Annotated in this window: 16 protein-coding genes and 3 pseudogenes; 11 read left to right on the top strand and 8 right to left on the bottom strand. The window is 40.5% G+C overall.

The annotated features are described in order from the left end of the window. The first annotated feature begins 62 nt into the window (after positions 1-62). The gene (locus R7O12_RS18275) at positions 63-659 is read left to right on the top strand and encodes a tyrosine-type recombinase/integrase (protein WP_140284035.1); all 597 of its coding nucleotides are present in this window, start codon (positions 63-65) and stop codon (positions 657-659) included. 71 nt (positions 660-730) lie between these two features. Continuing rightward, positions 731-2,413: a DUF262 domain-containing protein gene (locus tag R7O12_RS18270; RefSeq protein ID WP_203344598.1), complete on the top strand. Its 1,683-nt coding sequence runs from the start codon at positions 731-733 to the stop codon at positions 2,411-2,413. A gap of 348 nt (positions 2,414-2,761) precedes the next feature. Here R7O12_RS18270 and R7O12_RS18265 read toward each other — a convergent pair whose 3' ends face one another. Together R7O12_RS18265 and R7O12_RS18260 are read right to left on the bottom strand one after the other, a co-directional pair. Beyond that, positions 2,762-4,549, bottom strand: coding sequence for a hypothetical protein (locus tag R7O12_RS18265; RefSeq protein WP_130545515.1), 1,788 nt, complete (start codon positions 4,547-4,549; stop codon positions 2,762-2,764). After that, positions 4,546-5,385: a hypothetical protein gene (locus R7O12_RS18260; RefSeq protein WP_025795558.1), complete on the bottom strand. Its 840-nt coding sequence runs from the start codon at positions 5,383-5,385 to the stop codon at positions 4,546-4,548. The genes R7O12_RS18265 and R7O12_RS18260 overlap by 4 nt, the downstream gene beginning before the upstream one ends. 616 nt (positions 5,386-6,001) lie before the next feature. Between R7O12_RS18260 and R7O12_RS18255 the strand changes: the two genes are divergently transcribed. Both R7O12_RS18255 and R7O12_RS18250 read left to right on the top strand, forming a co-directional pair. Next, positions 6,002-7,015, top strand: coding sequence for a GIY-YIG nuclease family protein (locus tag R7O12_RS18255; protein WP_025795562.1), 1,014 nt, complete (start codon positions 6,002-6,004; stop codon positions 7,013-7,015). Between the two features lie 36 nt (positions 7,016-7,051). Next, positions 7,052-7,588, top strand: coding sequence for a hypothetical protein (locus R7O12_RS18250; RefSeq protein ID WP_025795563.1), 537 nt, complete (start codon positions 7,052-7,054; stop codon positions 7,586-7,588). A gap of 300 nt (positions 7,589-7,888) precedes the next feature. Here the strand turns inward: R7O12_RS18250 and R7O12_RS18245 are convergent, their stop codons facing one another. The 4 genes from R7O12_RS18245 to R7O12_RS18230 all read right to left on the bottom strand — a co-directional run bounded on the left by R7O12_RS18245 (position 7,889) and on the right by R7O12_RS18230 (position 10,230). Further along, positions 7,889-8,197, bottom strand: a complete 309-nt coding sequence (locus R7O12_RS18245; RefSeq protein WP_069524868.1) for a hypothetical protein — start codon at positions 8,195-8,197, stop codon at positions 7,889-7,891. Continuing rightward, complete coding sequence (locus tag R7O12_RS18240; RefSeq protein ID WP_024701657.1) at positions 8,194-8,736, bottom strand: hypothetical protein; 543 nt, start codon at positions 8,734-8,736, stop codon at positions 8,194-8,196. The genes R7O12_RS18245 and R7O12_RS18240 overlap by 4 nt, the downstream gene beginning before the upstream one ends. Before the next feature lie 790 nt (positions 8,737-9,526). Beyond that, positions 9,527-9,742 carry a hypothetical protein gene (locus tag R7O12_RS18235; RefSeq protein WP_069524866.1) on the bottom strand — a complete coding sequence of 72 codons (216 nt, stop codon included), beginning with the start codon at positions 9,740-9,742 and terminating at the stop codon, positions 9,527-9,529. Further along, on the bottom strand, positions 9,739-10,230 hold the full coding sequence (locus R7O12_RS18230) for a hypothetical protein (RefSeq protein ID WP_031850348.1): 492 nt from the start codon (positions 10,228-10,230) through the stop codon (positions 9,739-9,741). Before R7O12_RS18230 ends, R7O12_RS18235 begins: the two co-directional genes overlap by 4 nt. Before the next feature lie 332 nt (positions 10,231-10,562). On the opposite strand from R7O12_RS18230, the gene R7O12_RS18225 reads away from it, so the two are divergent. Next, the gene (locus tag R7O12_RS18225) at positions 10,563-11,258 is read left to right on the top strand and encodes a hypothetical protein (protein ID WP_031850349.1); all 696 of its coding nucleotides are present in this window, start codon (positions 10,563-10,565) and stop codon (positions 11,256-11,258) included. Between the two features lie 95 nt (positions 11,259-11,353). Here the strand turns inward: R7O12_RS18225 and R7O12_RS18220 are convergent. After that, positions 11,354-12,041: pseudogene (locus R7O12_RS18220) on the bottom strand (DDE-type integrase/transposase/recombinase); the annotation flags it as partial. A 114-nt stretch (positions 12,042-12,155) separates the two neighbouring features. On the opposite strand from R7O12_RS18220, the pseudogene R7O12_RS18215 reads away from it, so the two are divergent. From R7O12_RS18215 to R7O12_RS18190, 5 genes and pseudogenes are all read left to right on the top strand, one after another. Beyond that, positions 12,156-12,269, top strand: a pseudogene (locus R7O12_RS18215) (putative quorum-sensing-regulated virulence factor); the annotation flags it as partial. 40 nt (positions 12,270-12,309) lie between these two features. Further along, a complete protein-coding gene (locus R7O12_RS18210) occupies positions 12,310-12,555 on the top strand; it encodes a hypothetical protein (RefSeq protein WP_213910309.1) in 246 nt (81 codons plus the stop codon). Between the two features lie 320 nt (positions 12,556-12,875). After that, positions 12,876-13,786, top strand: a pseudogene (locus R7O12_RS27310) (hypothetical protein). Continuing rightward, on the top strand, positions 13,776-14,246 hold the full coding sequence (locus R7O12_RS18195; RefSeq protein ID WP_017821094.1) for a hypothetical protein: 471 nt from the start codon (positions 13,776-13,778) through the stop codon (positions 14,244-14,246). Before R7O12_RS27310 ends, R7O12_RS18195 begins: the two are co-directional and overlap by 11 nt. Positions 14,247-14,639: 393 nt before the next feature. Then, complete coding sequence (locus tag R7O12_RS18190; protein WP_318104351.1) at positions 14,640-15,890, top strand: DEAD/DEAH box helicase; 1,251 nt, start codon at positions 14,640-14,642, stop codon at positions 15,888-15,890. A gap of 151 nt (positions 15,891-16,041) precedes the next feature. On the opposite strand, the gene R7O12_RS18185 is transcribed toward R7O12_RS18190, so the two are convergent. After that, entirely contained in the window at positions 16,042-16,458 is a 417-nt protein-coding gene (locus R7O12_RS18185) for a VF530 family DNA-binding protein (protein ID WP_005375544.1), read from the bottom strand. A 418-nt stretch (positions 16,459-16,876) separates the two neighbouring features. On the opposite strand from R7O12_RS18185, the gene R7O12_RS18180 reads away from it, so the two are divergent. Beyond that, complete coding sequence (locus tag R7O12_RS18180; RefSeq protein ID WP_062730944.1) at positions 16,877-18,334, top strand: DUF3360 domain-containing protein; 1,458 nt, start codon at positions 16,877-16,879, stop codon at positions 18,332-18,334. Positions 18,335-18,513: the final 179 nt, after the last annotated feature.

Raw genomic sequence — 18,513 nt, 5'->3', positions numbered from 1 at the left:
ACGCAAATTTCCTTGAGTTCTGCCTTACTTAACAGTGATTTTTATGAAGTAAGGAGCACATTATGGTTGCTTGGAATAAAGGAAAAAGAGTTGGGCAGAAGAAAGCGTTCAAATTGGAAGACATTTGGCGAATCCGTATTCGGTTGGAGCTTGAGGAACGGTTATTTGAATTGGCGCTGTTTAACCTTGCCATCGATAGCAAGCTCAGAGCATGTGACTTACGTAATCTAAAGGTACAAGACGTTAGCCGTAGTGGCTGCGTGATGTCACGAGCTATTGTGAAGCAACAGAAAACCCATCAAGAAGTACACTTCGAGATCACGCCTAAGACCCAACAAACCTTATCTCAATGGATTATCCTGAATGGTCTGACACCAACCGACTACGTCTTCCCAAGCCCACGTCGTGAAGGTCAGCCAATTTCTTACCATTACTACACGACCATGGTTAACCGATGGGTAACGGATATCGGTTTAGACAAAACTCAATACGGCACACATTCGCTACGTCGTACCAAAGCTTCTTTGATCTATGCCAAAACCAAGAACTTACGTGCTATCCAGTTACTTCTTGGACATGCTAAGTTAGAAAGTACTATTGAATACCTTGGTGTTGAGATTGAAGATGCGCTAAGGATTTCGGAGAGTTGTGAGACTTAAGAATATGAGCAGTAATCACCCATACTACTGCTAAGTTAACTCCTTCTAATTGCAGATATAGGAACTTAGAGATGGCTAAGCAGTTTATGCTGATGGAACCAAAGAACGAAAACTTTAATGAGTTAATTGGTGGCTCAAATAAGTACATTGTACCTAGATTTCAACGTGACTATGCTTGGGACATTGAACAGTGGGAAGACCTCTGGACGGATATAGAGGCTCTAGATGAAGAAGGTTTCCACTATATGGGGTACATAGTTCTTCAGCAAAAAGAACAATACCAATACGAAGTGATCGATGGGCAGCAACGATTAGTGACTCTATCTCTCATAGTATTAGCTGCGATGAAAGCAATCAAAGAAATGATTGCTAGAGGTGAAGAGGAAGAGGAAAACAAAGAAAGACTTGATGAAATAACTAAAAAATTTGTTGGAAATAAGAACTTTGTTTCTCTTAAAATAGTTAGCAAACTTGAGCTAAACCGCAACAACAATCGATTCTTCCAAAAGATATGTGCGACACTTGAAGCCCCTAACAATCGAGGAGTTACCTCCACGAATAAACTTATTAGAAAGTGCTATGAGTTTTTTTCCAAGAAGAATTTTGGTAATACAGGGGCTGAAATTGCTCAATTCATTGTAGATATTTCTTCTGCCATGGTGTTCACCAAAATAATTGTTCAAGATGATCTGAACGCGTACAAGGTATTTGAAACCTTGAATGCGCGTGGTGTGCAACTTTCTACTCCAGACTTATTGAAAAACTACCTTTTTTCCATAGTCACTAAAGATGCCAATTTCGATGATGAAGAATTGGATGATCTAGACGAACAATGGTCAGAAATAATTGCGCAGCTCGGGGAGAGCAACGTGTCAGATTTCGTGCGGTACCATCACAACTCATACCGTAAAATGGTAACAAAGAAAGAGCTATTCTCTTCAATGAGAAGAGTTGTGCATACACCTGAAGAGGCATACAAATACCTTACTTCACTTATTGAGCATGCACCGATATACGCATCTTTGATAAATCCAAGTGATGCATGGTGGGGAGAACAAGACCAAGAGTACCGTAATGCTTTGCCTTATCTAGTTGGAATACGGCTCTTCAATATCAAGCAACCTCTGACAATATTATTACCTGCATTCAATAAATTCACCCCAAGTGAATTTGTAAAAGCAGTAAAATATCTTTATGTATTATCTATACGGTATAATGTCATTTGTCACTTATCACCAAGTGAGCAAGAGTCTATCTATAACCAAATAGCCATGAAAGTATCTAAAGGGGATTTTACTAGGGCTAGCCACATTAAAAACTGTGATGAATTTAATCGTTTATATCCTGATGATAATAGCTTTTTCAACGCATTTGAATTCCATAGAATGCCTAGCCGTCAAACTGCGAAAAAAATCAGATTCCTCCTTGCAGAAATAGAAAGCTATCTAGGCCATCACTGCGATTTTAATAAGACGACTCTTGAGCACATCTGTCCTTATAATCCTGAAAAGCAATGGGTTGACTCCTTTGGTGAAGGCATTAATGATGTTAAAGATCGACTAGGGAATATGATCCTGTTAGATAAAGACGACTTAAAGCGCGCAGATTTTGAAATGAAAAAAGCGGCATATGCAAAGTCTGGGTACCACCTTGCTAATAAGGTAACTGATTACAATAAATGGAACTTGGAATCAGTTAATGAGCAACAAAAATGGATGGCTACCCAAGCTCTTCAAACTTGGCGTGTCGACTAACGTAAATGCAATAGAATCATTTTATTCCGAGAGAGTTGTGGAACTATGGTAGGCAATAAGCGCATTTAGACTGACAGCTCTAAGGCGCTTTTGTCCCAAACAAAGGTAAGGTTTCTCTATGTTCGAACGCCGCATTAGTTCAAATTCCAACTAAACCACAGATAAACAGTGCGAATGAAACAGATAAAAGATATCGTTATTAGTGTGGGAAGTTCCATTGTTAATGGTGAGCCAGCGGGGGTGGCTCTTTAGCAAGGCCTAAACCTAACGTTATAGGACGTAGTCCTCGAGGAACACTAGTAGTAGCAATAGATAAATCTCCCCACTTGCTACGAGTGCGATCTTACACTAAATGTGGTTAGATTTCATCAGCGAATGGTACGTTTCGAGCTTAATTACAGAGCTGTTCTCTCTTTCTTCCTGCTCGAGTAGTGCCAGTGAGGTAGGCTCTAGAATCTGCGCAGCCGTAAATCGAGCGTAATCGCTATACCCATTCTTCTGAACCAGCTTTTTACTGTAAGTGAGTAGATTAGAAAAATGTGAATATACCTTCGTGACGTGCGAGAAGGTGCTACTTTTGTAGTGCATGACCATTGGTTTAGTTAAAAGAAAAGGCTTGGTATTACCTCTGTGGTTTAATCCAGAATTACTAAATTTTACGACCTTGCCTTTGTCGAACAGGAAATATCGGCCAACATCAAACCAGTAGCCACTATCGGCAATGGCTTCTACTTTCAATTTACCTAATTCACCACCAACTAGGTGCTGAGTTTTCTCCCAAAAATCTTTCTCTGAATCTTTTGGAAACGAAACATGTACACAATCAGTATTTATGTAGCACAACTCTATCTTGTCTATTCTTAATAATTCTTCTAATAGAGTAAGCATTTTAAGTCTAACCTTAGCCATAACTTGTGATGACAAACTATAGGCGGAAACTTTGGAATAAATGTCCACATAGCGAAGTGTGAAACCTTTAGAGTTTCGATTAAGGGAGAAATGACTACGTTTGAAAAAATTCTTTACGGATGCTTCTTTCGAGAAATCTAAGTCTATACCAAACTCTTTTCTTAGGAAGGTAGAAACCTCATTTAGGTTTCTAAACTCACGGCTTTTAAAGCTTTTGGAATTAGTGATACTGTGAAGCATAGCGAGTTCGAGTTTATACTTTTTTTCTAATGTTTTTTTGCCTAGATTTTTGGAGCGTAATCGTTTTTTATACAGGTCGGTACTTTTCTTGTATAGTGGATGCCCGATGGTGGTTTTTGAGATATAACCACTATCAATCCAAATAGTTGAAAAATGTTTGTGATAATACTCTATTTCTTCTTTGTGAAGTGTAGCTTCAATCTCGTTGATGCCGGAAAGAGAAAAAGCATATTTTTTAAAATCTTTTGTAAGCCTAAAAAGATGATAACTTCTAATGAAAGATGATTTAGGGTTCCTTAAAGCTACTTTATAGATTCCTTCGGAGAGTTCATTTCCATCATAAGCAGCTTTAATTGATACAAACTCTAAATGTTTAGGATCAATAAAATCCCCCTTTAAGCAAGAAGCAAACATCGAGTTGAAGTCTAAAGCGACGATAGTCCTGTTTTTTCTAGCTTCAAGGAACCTGAAAACCTCTTGGTAAGGTTCACTGTAAGCAAAATAGAACTTGCTATCAAACTCATTCTTCATGTAGAGCTTGTTTACCAGAGTATTCCTAAAACCTTGAGTTACTACTTTTGAGAACGAATGGTTTTGTAACCCCAAAGATTTAGCGTAATGAAGAGAATTGATTAGGTTATCTAAGTTTATTTCTAAGTCGTTACTGTACTTGATATAACTAAAGAACGGATAATAGGATTCGATGCTGCAAACCCTAACATTATATCTAACAGCAAACTCCTTAATGTTTAGCAGCTCACGGTCAGTAAGCACCATATGCAAGCACTCACTGTCTTTGTTGTTGTACATGAACTCTTCACTAGGAATGCAATATTGACCATTGTAAATAACATGGCCATTACTGGATATTGCAATAATCTTCCTATCAATACGTTTATTCTTTTTCTTCCTTAAAAAAATGAAAGATGGCTCTTCGCGAGGGGCGTCAAACACATCAGGTGAGGTTACTAAACTTACTTTTCTCATTTATATTTCTTAAAAATAACTCTCTGTACTGCCACCTTGTCGAATGGCTGCTTTAGATTGATCAGCTCTTTCAAAGTCCATCTTTCAGCTTCAGGACAGAAATGAAGCAAGCTTCTAAGGTGCCTTTTCTTCCAATGTTGAATATATTTTCTATTCAACATCTTTACATAAGGAACTGATGAATTATGTTTTGAATCGAAATTATTTTGGATTAACTCGCCCTTAATCAGATCTATGTTCTTTTTCCTGACATCTGATATTGCAATATGCAACCTACACAGTGAAAGCAACTTTCTCATCACTTCTCTGTCTAAGTGATCGATTTGCTTACCTTCATCTAGAGAGCATTGATGTATAAAACGCTGTAATGTACCTACACGATTATAGACACTATTACGATTTTTATTGTTGTAGGCGTCTAGAACAATCTCATCAAGCTTTTTAATGTGGTTAAGAGTGAGATTTATACCTAAATCAGTAGCATGCACAAAGAGAATATCCTTAAGGACATCCTTCTGCATAGCTACTTCCGCATAGTCTTTAGATAAACTTTCGTATTGACAATATCTATTTGCAATGTATGACATATTAGAAATCAATACGTTAAAAAAATGATACGACCTATATGCTTCACTGGAACTAAAACTTTTCGAAAAGGCTTCTTCAGCCATTTGTATTTCATATTTAGAAGCGAGGTCATCTGCCTTTGAGCGTTCTACATCTTCCCTTGAGATTTCGACATCTTGCAATTCATCATCTTGCACCCGATCCCAATTCCAATAGATCCCATCTCCAAGGTAATAATACATTGGGTTCATCGTACCAGATAAGCTCATAAGTATTCCTAATCGAAATTTGGTATTAATGTAGGCAGGTTATCAAAGATTTAGGTAGTGTGCTACGACGCACACGCTTGTACGGTGGTGTGAGATTGAAATCAACCAATCACTAGATAACTCTGGTTCTGACGATTTGATAGATAGAGTTAGCTCACACTCTTTTTCACCAAGGCTGGCATTTACTACATGAAACAAGTTCATTCTGTCTTCAGAGTTTAGCTTATCAATATACCGAACAAATTCCTCCACTTTAGGCTCCTTCTTAGAATTCAGTAACGATGGATTAAAACAGAGATTTCTTTAAATCCAAACTGATTTGTTTCCAAACTACCTTTAGAAGGTAGGCTTTGGTGTGTGTAATGGTGCGTATGATGGTGGCTTTGATGTGATGGTCGCACCTCCCTTCTAACATTGCTGTACCACACTACAGGTACAGCCATTAACGGGCAATGAGCGAATTTTAGAGCGGGTGTTCTATAGCGCTTTTGTCCCGTTGATAGCTAGACGCAATTTCAGGTAACGTAAGATCGTGTTTGTCGACAACGAGATTGACTCATCCGCACTCCACCTTGTAATTTAAACATTCTGTTTCATTTAAGGTCAATTCAAGACGATGCAATCAAAAGGTTACGTTTACATATTGGAAGTAAAAGACATTGTTCTTCCGGTATGCAAGATAGGAATGACTACACGTAGTCCCTATAAAAGATGTGAGGAAATTAATAATAGCTCGACAGGAGATTTTATCTGGTCGGTTGCGTACTATTTCCCTGTCAACGATTGCAAAACATTTGAGTCCCTAATTCATCAAAAACTTGCGCCCTTAAGGCAGGTTAGGCGAGAGTTTTTCAATTTAAGCGCAGATGATGCCAACATTGCAGTTAAATCGATCATAGATAAACAAGAGCTTATTTATATGATTGATCCCACAGAAATTAAGTTGGTTGAAGACGAGAAACGGACTAGAAAAAAGAAAAAGCATCAACCACAGTTTAATAGTGTTGACTCCCAGTACACTGAGGTTTTGCAGGAATTCAACGCTCAACTCTCCGTCAAAGGAAAGCCTTTTGGACAACTAAATACACCATTGTTTGGTATTAGTGACGGTAACCAAGGTGTTCAATGGAATCTTGCCGTCGATACGAGCAATGGACTGGTAAGATTGGGCGTTAATCTTGAGGGTAGCCAAAATACTGGAAAGTGGTTAATTTCACCCTTTATCCTTAATCTACCGGACATAGAACTTCTCAAATCAAGTGTCTCTTCTCCAGATCTAATCACGCTCCGTTTTATGAGAGATGCATGGCAAGGCCCAAGTCGCTTAAACATCGTTGAAAAATTTTTTGGAGGCAGAGAGTACCTCTTGTCAGAAATGTCTCAAAAGCTTTGGCATCAAATTTTACAAGAAGCCCTTTCTTGCTTAGATGAAACTAGAAACTTCCGTTCACGTAAGAAGTCTCAAAGTGTCACCTTGGTTTCAGATGGCAGAAAACTTTCGAAAGACGTATCTCCCCACCTAACAGTTTGGACAGCAGTTAGTTTGGAGGGTGACATTAGCACTAATATTAAAAAGGGATTCAATACGTTGCAGCCAGTTTACGATTGGGTTGTAGCAAGTTGCAGCTAACTTGCTTGTGTCCCTAAATGAGAAAAAACTAAACCGATGACATACACAATAACTGAACATAAACATCGCTTATCTGCATGGGCAGCTTCCAGAGCGTCAAGTGTCAAGGAGACAAGGTTTACGGTAAAACAAGGTAAACAACTTATCGAGTCTATAGGTCTAGACACATTGGTTGACAATCCAGATAAACTACCAGCAAGAGTGGACATTGATAAACAGCACCGCCTATGGCGTGAACAACTTATTGCTGAAGCGAGTAAAATAGGATTGACCTTTACTCATGGGGTCGCCGCCAAATTAATCAACATGTACTTAAAATCGGCTTTGGTTTGCGGGGGATATGATTCGCACGTAAAGGTCGTCGATTTGCACCCTCCCATAGATGCTGTGTTGTTGAACGCTTTGTGCCGAAGTAATATCGGAGGACTGAAGTCTCGCTGGAAAGAGGCTGAGCTTGCAAGGTGGTCTAAATTTTCCTCAGATCAATATGAACAAGTGATCCAATCAATCAGAGAAGTAATGGGCAGCCGCGCGTTATGGGAAATTGAAGAATTTTGGAAAGGGCACCAGTAATGAATGAACTAAGGCGCTTTTGTCCCTGAGTAAGACTACACACCGATTAAGAGAAAAGAGGACACGTCCTCATTGATAGCGAGTTCAATGAGTGTTGACAATGTGTTTTTTTTTCATTAAATAGACTTTCAGTAAATTTAGGGTGAGCAAAAGCGTTCACCCAGATTTTAAGGTGAGTCGAAAAACAATATTTAACAGGAGTTTATGTTAGCGCTTGTATCGTGCTGGATACAACTTATGAACCCACACATGTAATATCTGTGGGTTACATCCAAAGGTTACAAATTCGACAGCTTTCGATCAAGATGGATACCAGTAACCGACTGTATCGCAAGCAGGGCAGCGATACCTAGAACCCGCCCAAGCATCTTCGATAACCTCACCACTACCAAGACAAACTGCAGCGTCCGCCCAACTATCAGTTTCGATTACTTCCGTGTCGCAATGGTCGCAAAAAACAACGTCATCATCATTCACTTTGTAAGAGTTATAAATATTTTTCATGGAGCTATCGTCTTTATAATACCCGTCAAGTTCATTGAAATTACCGTCGAAGTATTCATCGTGGCGATCTGGTATCGCTACCCACTTTCTAATGCTTTTGCTCATTGAACTTCACCCTTTATGTAGCAACGAAGGCAGGCTCCAGTGTCCCAAATGCTACGCGCATCGCTTGTGTAATCGTAAAAATCAGTACGGCACTCGCGACACGTTACACAGTCTGGCTCTGGTTCTGCGTTGTAATAGTCATGTGCATTGAACGTTTTTTCTTTTTCTTCCCAGATTTTTTTCTTCGCTTCGAATAATTCCATTATTTTTTCACGTTCTTCGTCTTCGGTAAATTGGCTACGCTCCGAGAGATCTAATGCATAATATTCAGCAAGGGCACCCCGCTGCGCAACATGCTTAACCAATCCTTTGATTAGATTGTTAGTATCAATTTCCTCACAAAAAACTGACTCAATCACATCAATGACTTTCTGCTGAAGTTCACCTTCGAGGTAAGCCCACATTTCGCTCACACTTTCGACTTTCTCAATTCCAGTGCCCTGAATTAAACGGCTTGAAAAAGCCTCGTTCGTACTGCCACCGCCAAGCAAACCCTTGATGATAATTTTTTCGTAATGTTCCATTTTTTTATAACTCATGGTGATTTCTTCACTGTGCGGAAGTATTTGGTTGTAATACTTACGCTCACTTTCTCAGCTATGCCGAATAATGGTTCAGCAATGTCAACGTAATTCTTATCAATTACTCACTGGTACTGAAGCGATAGTCACAGAGATTAGTAGGTATGGGAAGTGGCAAAATAATGGCATACAAGTCGCGAGTTGATTTCAACTCATTGATTTTATGCTTTTTGTGTGTTTTTTCTTCAGTCTAAAGTGTGATCTTTGTCATTAAAATACTGGTTGTCAGCTATTCCAATATATTGGTTACTTTCGGTACATCAATTACGGGCTAGGTGCTAACTCCGCTTTATAACTGGGTTGTTAGATGCTAATTCTGAGTTAGAAGGGATAGATTAATGCTAATTCCGATCTAAGAGCGCGGGTGAAATACAAATTCCGATCTGGAATGATGAGCTAAATACTAATTCTGATCTCAAGGTCTTGGATTGCTAGTTTTGAGGTTAAGGGTACGGCCACCTTTAGCCACGTTATCCAAGCGTTCTTCATAGTTAGCATGAATCTTGCCTTTCGCTGATCATTTTTTAATCCAGTATTTAATTGTTAACCAAACTCTCTATTGATTAATATATAAGCATCCTTAACAAAAAATAACAGCTTTTGAGCTGAACACCGTTTCTCATCATTTGATAAATTGTTTTCTTGATTATTTAGATTATTGTGCTCTAAACTAAATTAGTTCGGTACATCATTGGCCTCATGTGCGTGATAACAAGCATGAGGCTGTTGATTTTGTTTTCCCAAAGCTCTAATTGCATTGAGCTTCTGCTACTAGCTTCAGTAACTTAGCAGCCAGATCCGCAGAGTTGTCCTGCTTGTATACGGTAATGCTATCGCAATACTGGATTACAATATTGCCATTTGTTCCCATAACCACAGATGCTAGCGCCTTTTCCTGTAGGATTGTTTGCATAAATCTGATGGAGCCTTCTTCAAATTCTTCTTGTTGTTTATCATCATTCATAACTTTACCTGTTTGATAGCTCGGATTTGACGTAATAGTTGTGGTGTTACCCCTTTATCCGGTGGGCTTTTTAAATGCAGGTGTTGCAGATGATTCAGTTCCCAGTAAAACAAATCTCCACAACTGCGCCACTCACTTACACGAGCTATTTCAACGTGTTTTCGTATGCGTGCAATATGGTTGTTGCTACCCATTCGCAGTACTCCTAGCCAGTTAATATCGGGTGCTAGGGATGCCTTATTGAATACCTGCATATTGATAATCAAATCTCGAATTCCCCTAGGCTCTACTGGATAAATTAACATTCCTACCGATAAAGCTGCTCTTTCTAGCAATTTTGCTGACAGGGTATCGTGTGGTATCGACTCCATGACATCTAGGGCGGTTTTATAGTGACCGGATCGGTATGCATTGCGAACTGATTCATTGTTATTGATATAACGCTCTGAGTATAAAAGTGAAAAAGCGTTTATATATAAAACCCTCATAAACTACCTCCTATTCGATAATATAGGCCTACTGCGTAAATAAATTTACTTCGTTTTTTATTCATAATCGCATGCACTAATATAAATAAAAGTATTTTTTTCCTTATTCATAATCGCATGCACTAATATAAATAAAAGTATTTTTTCCTTATAAAATAATATCTTGTCAGTTTTATATAATTCTGTATACTCATATTTGCCACTCATGGCAATGGTGCGTCTGCTGTAAAAATGAGGGCTCCTATTTGGTAATAATGAATCCATGCTGGGGTATGCCGTATCAACAAAAACAGACGCGTTCGGTAAATTAGCCAGCTATAAGGTGATAAATTATGTTAACCAATGCATATGCGTCTTTCTCTGAGGTATCGACCAAGATTCTATCTGATATTTTTAAGACGGAGTTTCGTACTATCCCACTAGAAAATAGGCGATGTTCTCTAAATCAAGGATTTCAGCAACTTGCTAGAAACGCTGGATTCAATTGTTATCAGTCCATGCAAAAACAAGAGTCGGCACTGATCAGGACTGAAGAGCTAATTGAGGCGCTCAAATTTGCAGGACTAAGTGACGAGTTAGCAAGCAAGGCGCGTTATTCTAGACTCCTAAAATGTGATGTATTCTGTGGCTCTGACCAGCAGTTAAGTGCTGCCGTTGATCCTGATGGCATAGTATTAAATATTCCATTCCTATCAAAACCATCACCATATATTCCAGATTTTGAGTTTTATTCTCTTAATGTTCATGGTGCAGGTGGCATATGGATGACCTTGGATGAATGGGATAATTTTGTTGAAGATCTGGAAGATAATTTAGATTTTAATGGCGACCTCGAATATCAGATTGAGGAAATCTGGAACAAAAACACTCCTGACAGTTGTGGAGAGTTGTTTCTGAGTTCCAATCCAGATTGGGAGGAGTTAGCCGATTGCACAGAAGGGATACTGCGAGCGAGAGTGTTAGAACATGCGGGACATACACCACTTGATTTATTGTATGACTATTTCAGTTCCGAACGTCGTGCATAGCTGATGTTTAAGGAGAGTGACCTACCTGACTCACTCTCTGTCACAGAATGCGTTTATTATAATAGTGACCTATTCCAACCAGACTGGGCACTTCATTAAGCGACATGTTGCTTGATGAAGTGTACTGGGCTTAAATAACTAAGCGCACTGAGCCTAATAGTAAGAATAAAATCAACCTCAATCTACTCGAAGACCGTTTGGCGCATCTCATCTTTGGTCATGATCGGCTCGTATTGGATCGCTTCAACTTTCACACAATGGAAAAAACTCTCAATACAGCCAGTATCCCAGCAGTTTCCTTTTCTAATCATGCGCTACTTTAAATTGTAATTCGTTATTCAGCCTCGATAGTCTTTTGAGTAATATCGGCTATTTCGAACACTATGAACAAGCCTACTCAGGGGAGCCTCGACGGAACTGTGCCATAGATAGTAAATCACAGGCTAGCGTAGCTATCATCCACGTATCCCTAGACCAACCGATCACTTGTCGTGAGTAAAGATCAAAGATGATAGTCAAGTACAGCTAACCTTCGCTTGTGGCAAAATATCTGATATCACCCGCCCATTTTTGATTCGGAGCCGTGCGGTAACGACCAGAGACAACTGGTTCGAAGCGAAGCCCATTTTATGTTTGCTGTAATAGTTTTGCATTAAGGCTATTACCATTCTCTGCCAATTCTTTACGGATGCACCTTTAACTATCTCGGACTTTGCTGTTGTTGAAAGCTTTTCCGTCCTTTGTATCTAGAGCTGGGCGAGTTTCCTCGCGCTGGATGGCTTTCTGATGAATACAACTTTTAGAGTTTATCTTGGTTTTTATGACACTATCGACATGAATATGTATAGTACTCAATGATACAATTTGTGATCTTTCCCGAAGAAAGTTGATTCTTTTTGGTTTGATAAAAAGGGCTGGCCAAGCGGCGAGCTAGGGGATTTGCTCAAGCTATGTTTAGCGCTCAAAATTGAAGGCTTAGATAGTGTCGTGAAGCCTTTGAAGCGTATGTAACTAGCCACAGAAACTCCCACTCTTAATGAAAAGACTTATTATGAATTTTGATATCGATGCACTGAAACATCACCAATTGGTCGAAGATGGTAAACTAGAGGGATGTTACATTCATCAGCCAGCTCAAGGTAGCCAACACAATGACAAAGCTGTTTTGGCAGAGCGCCAAGCGTTGGAAAAGTTGGGATATAAGGTAATACAGCTTAAAGCTAAAAGCGGGACAACAACGTTTGCCGAGGCGATGCAAAAGCTTGCGAAGGAAACTGGTCACCTGCCTAAGGAGTAAGTGAGTGTAACCTGCCACAGCCTTACAAGTTCTCCCACCAGACTATTTTTTCATTCAAAAGAGCCAGACCGTTAGGCTGACTCTTTTTTGCCCCAAAAAAGAACTGGAATAAATACTCTACAAAATTTGGTTCGTACGTTTTACCCTACGAAAAGTTATCCGATTGAATGTAACTCAACACTATTGAGCCTTCATTGTGCTTGTTTGATTAGTCAAACTGCCTATTTAATTGGTTAAATCATCATGCAATCTTGTTGGGGATGATAAATCACTGAAAATATTGTTATTATCCTTTTTATTTATCAGTAAAACCGACTCCCATGAGATATGAATCCTCTCCTGTAGCCCCAGAAGAAAGACAAGAAACCACTAGAGAACGAGCAGCACGTCAACGCTGAGAACGTCAGGAAGAGCTGAGATCTACCGCGAGCGATGAGAAACGATGGGCTGAAAATAGAGAGCGCGTTCTTGCTGAACGCAAAGCGGTCCAACAAGCTTACGACCTAACAGAAAAAGAATGGAACGATGATTTACAAAAGCAAGCTAAAGAATATCAGTGGGACACCTCTCAACAAGAGAACGTGAGTATTGCGGTACTGACTGTTGAAGAAGGTAACGAGTATTTAGACTTGCTCATCAAAGACTCGCATGGACAACTTTCGAACGGCAAGGACTACACTGGCGTAGGCATGGGGCTTAAAGGCGCTTATGAGGTCGCTAAAGAGCTTGGCGGTTGGGGGCAACCGCTAAAGCTGTCAATATCAATGGTGTAATGAATATTGTGGTTGAGAACTACAAGCCTAAATATTTAGACCTAGGTATCCGTTGGCAAGAAGCAACACCACAAATGCTTAAAATTGGTCATGCTCTAAATACTGTTCAAGGCAATGTCAGTTTCTTGAAAGGCAACATCTATGTTGAACTTGTGTTTAGTGGTGCGGTTAATGCGGTTGACTACATTCTACATGATGAAAAAACGCTAGGTGAAGTGGTCGGCCAATTTACAGCGGATATATCTAAGGGCATTGCCGCAGGAGTTATCGCTCAAGGAATAACTATTCTGGGAGTCGCAACATTAAGTACGGTACTTGTTGTGCCAACCGCTCTAACACTTGGTATTTTCGCTGTTACTGCGTTTATTGTAGGAAAGGAAATATCTAAACTAGATGACCAATTTAAATTCACGGAACCGATGAAGAATCAAGTAGAGAAAACTATTAATGATTTCTAATGAAAAATTTAACCGAAGACTAAAGATAAAGCGTTGGCTTAAAGTGATGGCTAGTTGGCCTCTTATGGTTTTTATGGTGTGGTTGAGCTACAGCTCAATTAATGAGTTAATTAGCATTAACAACTCAATCGGTATCATTCCTAAAGTAAAACTAGCAGGTTTAGTGAACAATGTTGCTTCTTTTGTAGGCCTTCTAATATTTGGTTTTATAGCGATCATTCCCATAGCTATGCTACACAGGTCAACAGAACTATTACTAAAAGTACCATTTTCGACAAAAACAGGGCTATATTCTATAGCGATAATAGTATTAAGTTCTATTGCCTCTGCCATATGGTTAGATAACAACACGAGAGAAAAAATAAAGCAATATGACTATATTGAATGTACTTCTGAACAAGAACTTACATTAAAATCCTCAAGTCGGACGTATGTTTTAGACCCTAGTTCGTGCGATTAAATCATCTTTCAAGCTCTTGGCACAAGCACCCTGCTAGCGTATGTACATGTCATGCGCTAGCTCTCAATACTTGAAGTTATCCATTAGTTGCTAATATTCTATTTGTCGTAACGCATTTTTCGCCAATTATAAGCTATAGGGTTTTCTCAAGCTGTATTTTGCTTTACAGGAGTCAGAATGCCTGGCTCCTTTTCCCTTTGCTTGTCGCGAACGCTACCATCTTGGTCGTAGAGTATTGGTTATCGAAACCATTAACTCATGTTAGTGAAAGGAAGTTCCTGAACCCTATAGTGCTTCTTTCACCAATCTTCTGTTTGGGCCATTATCTCTAACATCCAGACGCGAAATAGCATAAGATACACGGCCTTTACTAGCACTGAGCCACTCATTGTAATGACAGATAAAACACAGCAAGCGACATTTGCCGATCTTGGCCTGATTCCAACATTAGTCGAGCGACTAGAAGCGTTGGAATACAGCCAACCGACGCCCATTCAATCCCGTTCTATTCCTGATATCCTTGAAGGGAAAGATATTATTGGTGGTGCCAATACGGGGTCTGGTAAAACCGCTGCTTTTTCGCTGCCAATCTTGCAAAAAATTGTTCAGCAAGACGAATCAAACAATCGCCGTGGCAACTTCGTTTCCCACCTGATTTTAGTACCAACTCGTGAGTTGGCATCACAGGTGGCATATAACGTCAAATCTTACTCATACCATCTCAGAGATAAGATCAAAACGGTTGCCGTATTTGGTGGTGTATCGGTGAACCCACAAATGCTGGCGCTTCGTGGTGGCTGTGACATCATTGTTGCAACGCCGGGTCGATTACTTGATCTGGTATCCAGTAACGCGATTAAGTTGGACCAAGTAAAAACGCTTGTTCTTGACGAAGCCGACCGTATGTTGAGCCTCGGATTTACCGAAGAACTGAATAAGATTCTTGCGTTACTCCCAGAGAAGAAACAGACGCTGTTATTTTCTGCAACTTTCCCTGATAAAGTGACGACGTTGGCTCAGCAGTTGCTCCGCGACCCTGTTGAAGTTCAGTTGCAGAGCGCAGAAGCCAGCACTTTGGTGCAGCGCGTGTTTAGTGTAAATAAAGGTGAGAAGACGGCGGTACTCGCGCACTTAATCAAACAGCATCAGTGGCGACAGACTCTGATTTTTGTGAATGCTAAGAATGCCTGTAATCATTTAGCTCAAAAGTTGTCAAAACGCGGTATTACCGCTGAAGTTTTCCATGGTGATAAAGGGCAGGGCGCTCGTACTCGTGTCCTTGACGGTTTTAAGTCTGGCGAGATTCAAGTTCTTATTGCCACCGATATCGCAGCACGCGGCCTTGATATAGAAAAACTTCCAGTGGTGATTAACTTCGATCTTCCGCGTAGCCCTGCTGATTATATGCATCGAATCGGTCGTAGTGGTCGTGCTGGTGAAGTAGGTTTAGGGTTATCTCTTATCGATTACGACGACTACCACCATTTCAAAGTGATAGAAAAGAAAAATAAGTTTCAACTTGAACGCGAGCAGGTAGTCGGTTTTGAAGTGGAAAACGATCAGAGTGAAGCCTACTTTTTACCAATGAAGCCGCGAGCGAAGCCTGCAGGTACGGGTAAAAAGAAGAAAAAGCGTAATCAATAGAAAACGTAAACTACATGTGAGTTTAATTACGGGAGTTGTTGGAGAAATGGAATGCTCACTAGCTTGAGTCTTCGCTTCTAGCCATTCCTTTAAAGAACAATAGAGCCCTGCTGGAGCTACCAGTAGGGCTCTATTGCTTTTCAAGATAGTGTTATTGGCGACGAGCAGGGCGTCCGCGAGGTGAACGCTTTTTAAATGCAGACGCTGCTTTGGCTTGTGACTTAAGAATAGAGTCAACGGTTAGCGGCATTGGCTCTTTAGGTTCAAGGCCATGAGGGAACGTACGAGCTCTTGGTGGTAAGTTGTATTCTTCTTCGCTCGCGCGTGGCATGCGCTTAAAGCGATAAAGGTAAAAGTTTTCTAATTTTTCTCTCGCCCATTCGGTTTTCTTTAAATACTTCACGCTACTTGCAATCGAAGGCTTAGTGTTAAAGCAATTAAAGCGCATTGCTGTATCTAGAATGTCCCAGCCGTAAAAATCCACTAACTCTTGCAACATAGTCTCTAGCTTCAACCCGTGCAGTGGATTGTTCTGTTGCAGCTCGATTCTCTCTTCGTCAGTCATCATTTTTAAGGGCCTTACTCATTAAAGGGCGGAGTTTAACAAAGTATACAATGCAGAGATATCGATAGTTACTTTGCGATGGATGCGAGCACAGTGCTCTCTACCTTGAAAGTATAAATAGGAATTAGCCGTTCTACTTGGATCTCTGCTCAAAAATGACTCAGAAAAGTTCAAGCGTCCTAGCTCGATGTTAAATTATTGTATAATAAGTGAGATTCTTGTTGTTCTTTTACTAATGTCTAATATTCCTACCCATAGCAACACATGCTTAATAAGCTCAAAATCAAAATTGGTTCATGCCGCTTTCTTAGTATGGCCTAGAAGTTTGATGTGGGTGTTGTCTCGTATTGGTCGAAGGTCTGTCTACCAAGCGAAACTCTAGTTGACGTAGTTCAACGTTGAAACATAAAAGGATGACTCAATGTCTGACAAAAGTAAGACTTTTTACAGGGATGTGCGCAAAAAACCGCATGAATTTGAAAACCGAGAAGACTTTCTAAATCATGATTTAACCGTCATGAGCTTCCGTCGCTGGGGAATTCATTTGCCCTCACGTGATTACAGTATTGAAATCGAAGACTGGGTACCTGCATTAGCAGCAACTATTGGTAAGGTGGTGATGGTCACTGCCATGGTTTCCGCTTTTGCTGCTCAGTTTGGTTTATCTCCGGAATTCATTGCAGAAAACGTGCGTTACGAATTACTTATCGCTGGAGCCCTGTTCGTCATTCTGTTTTCTGCCATCCTAAACCCGAATGCAAACTTAGCGGGCACCCATGGCCCAATGATACCGCTGATTCCTATGATTGCAGCTGCAGGAGGACACCCTCTCGCGTTAGGTTTGATGGTATGTGTTTTTGGTTTAATTCTCGCTTTAACCAAAGGTGGTTCTAAACTCATGACTCTGACTGGTATCGGGGTTCGAGGAGGGTTGTTGATCTACCTTGGTGCTGTTGGGTTGCTCGGGCAAATTAATAAGACGGAAGCGTGGGCTGCAAGTACGGACCAAGGTTACATTTCGTTTGTGGTCATAGGCCTAACCGTTATGGTTTACGCTTACTTAGCCAAGATCAATAAACGTTGGCTCGCTATCCCATTGTGCTCTGCACTCGCGGGTATTGTTGCTTATATGATGGGAGCGGAATTCACTTTTACCACAGAGCCGGGCCTGCCTAATTTCAGTCCATTCTACTGGTGGGGGGAAGATACAGGCTGGCAGTTAGGCTGGCCAACCCTAGAGCACTTTATTGCCGTGACTCCATTTGCTCTATTGGCAGTCGCTATGTGGTCCCCTGATTATCTCGGCCATCGTGTGTTTCAAGAACTTAACTACCCAAAAGAAGCGAAAGGCGTACTCATGGATGTCGACGACACGATGGTCGGAGCGTCTGTTCGTCAGGGGGTTGGTTCACTATTAGGTGGCGGTAATTTAGCTTCTTCTTGGGGTACGTACATGATTCCAGCCGCAATTGCCAAACGTCCTATTCCAGGTGGCGCACTGTTAACGGGTTTCATGTGTATTGCGGCGGCGGTAATTGGCTACCCAATGGATCTAGCAATGTGGGAGCCTGTTCTGCGTGTTGCTTTGATTGTCGGTGTATTCTTACCACTTTTAGAAGCGGGTATGCAGATGATCCATAAGCATAAAGATTCACTCAGTGCAGGTATCTGTATTTTTGCCTGTGCATTCGTTAATCCAGTCTTCGGTTGGGCAATCACGATGCTGTTGGATAACCTCGGGCTTATCGGCGACCATGAGCGTGCTAACGAACTATCGCGCAAAGATAAATATCTGATTCCTGGCACTGCGTTTATCGTTTGTGCAGGCTCCCTTGCTATTGTTGGTCAGCTTCCAGGCATTCCAGCTCTTATCGGTTAATCGAATTATGCTCTAAAGGTATAGTGAGAACAGTGAGTAAAGGGACTTGCTTCTTAAAATAGTAGACAAAAACAAAAAGCTACCTAGTACCAGGTAGCTTTTTGGTAAGTGTTCACCAAGCCCCTATTGACAGAAAAAGTGTGACACTCAGCACTTGATCCATTCTTGGCTATTGAGTG

Source organism: Vibrio sp. Vb1574, from assembly GCF_033338675.1.
This window is presented reverse-complemented; position numbering and strand designations above follow the sequence as displayed.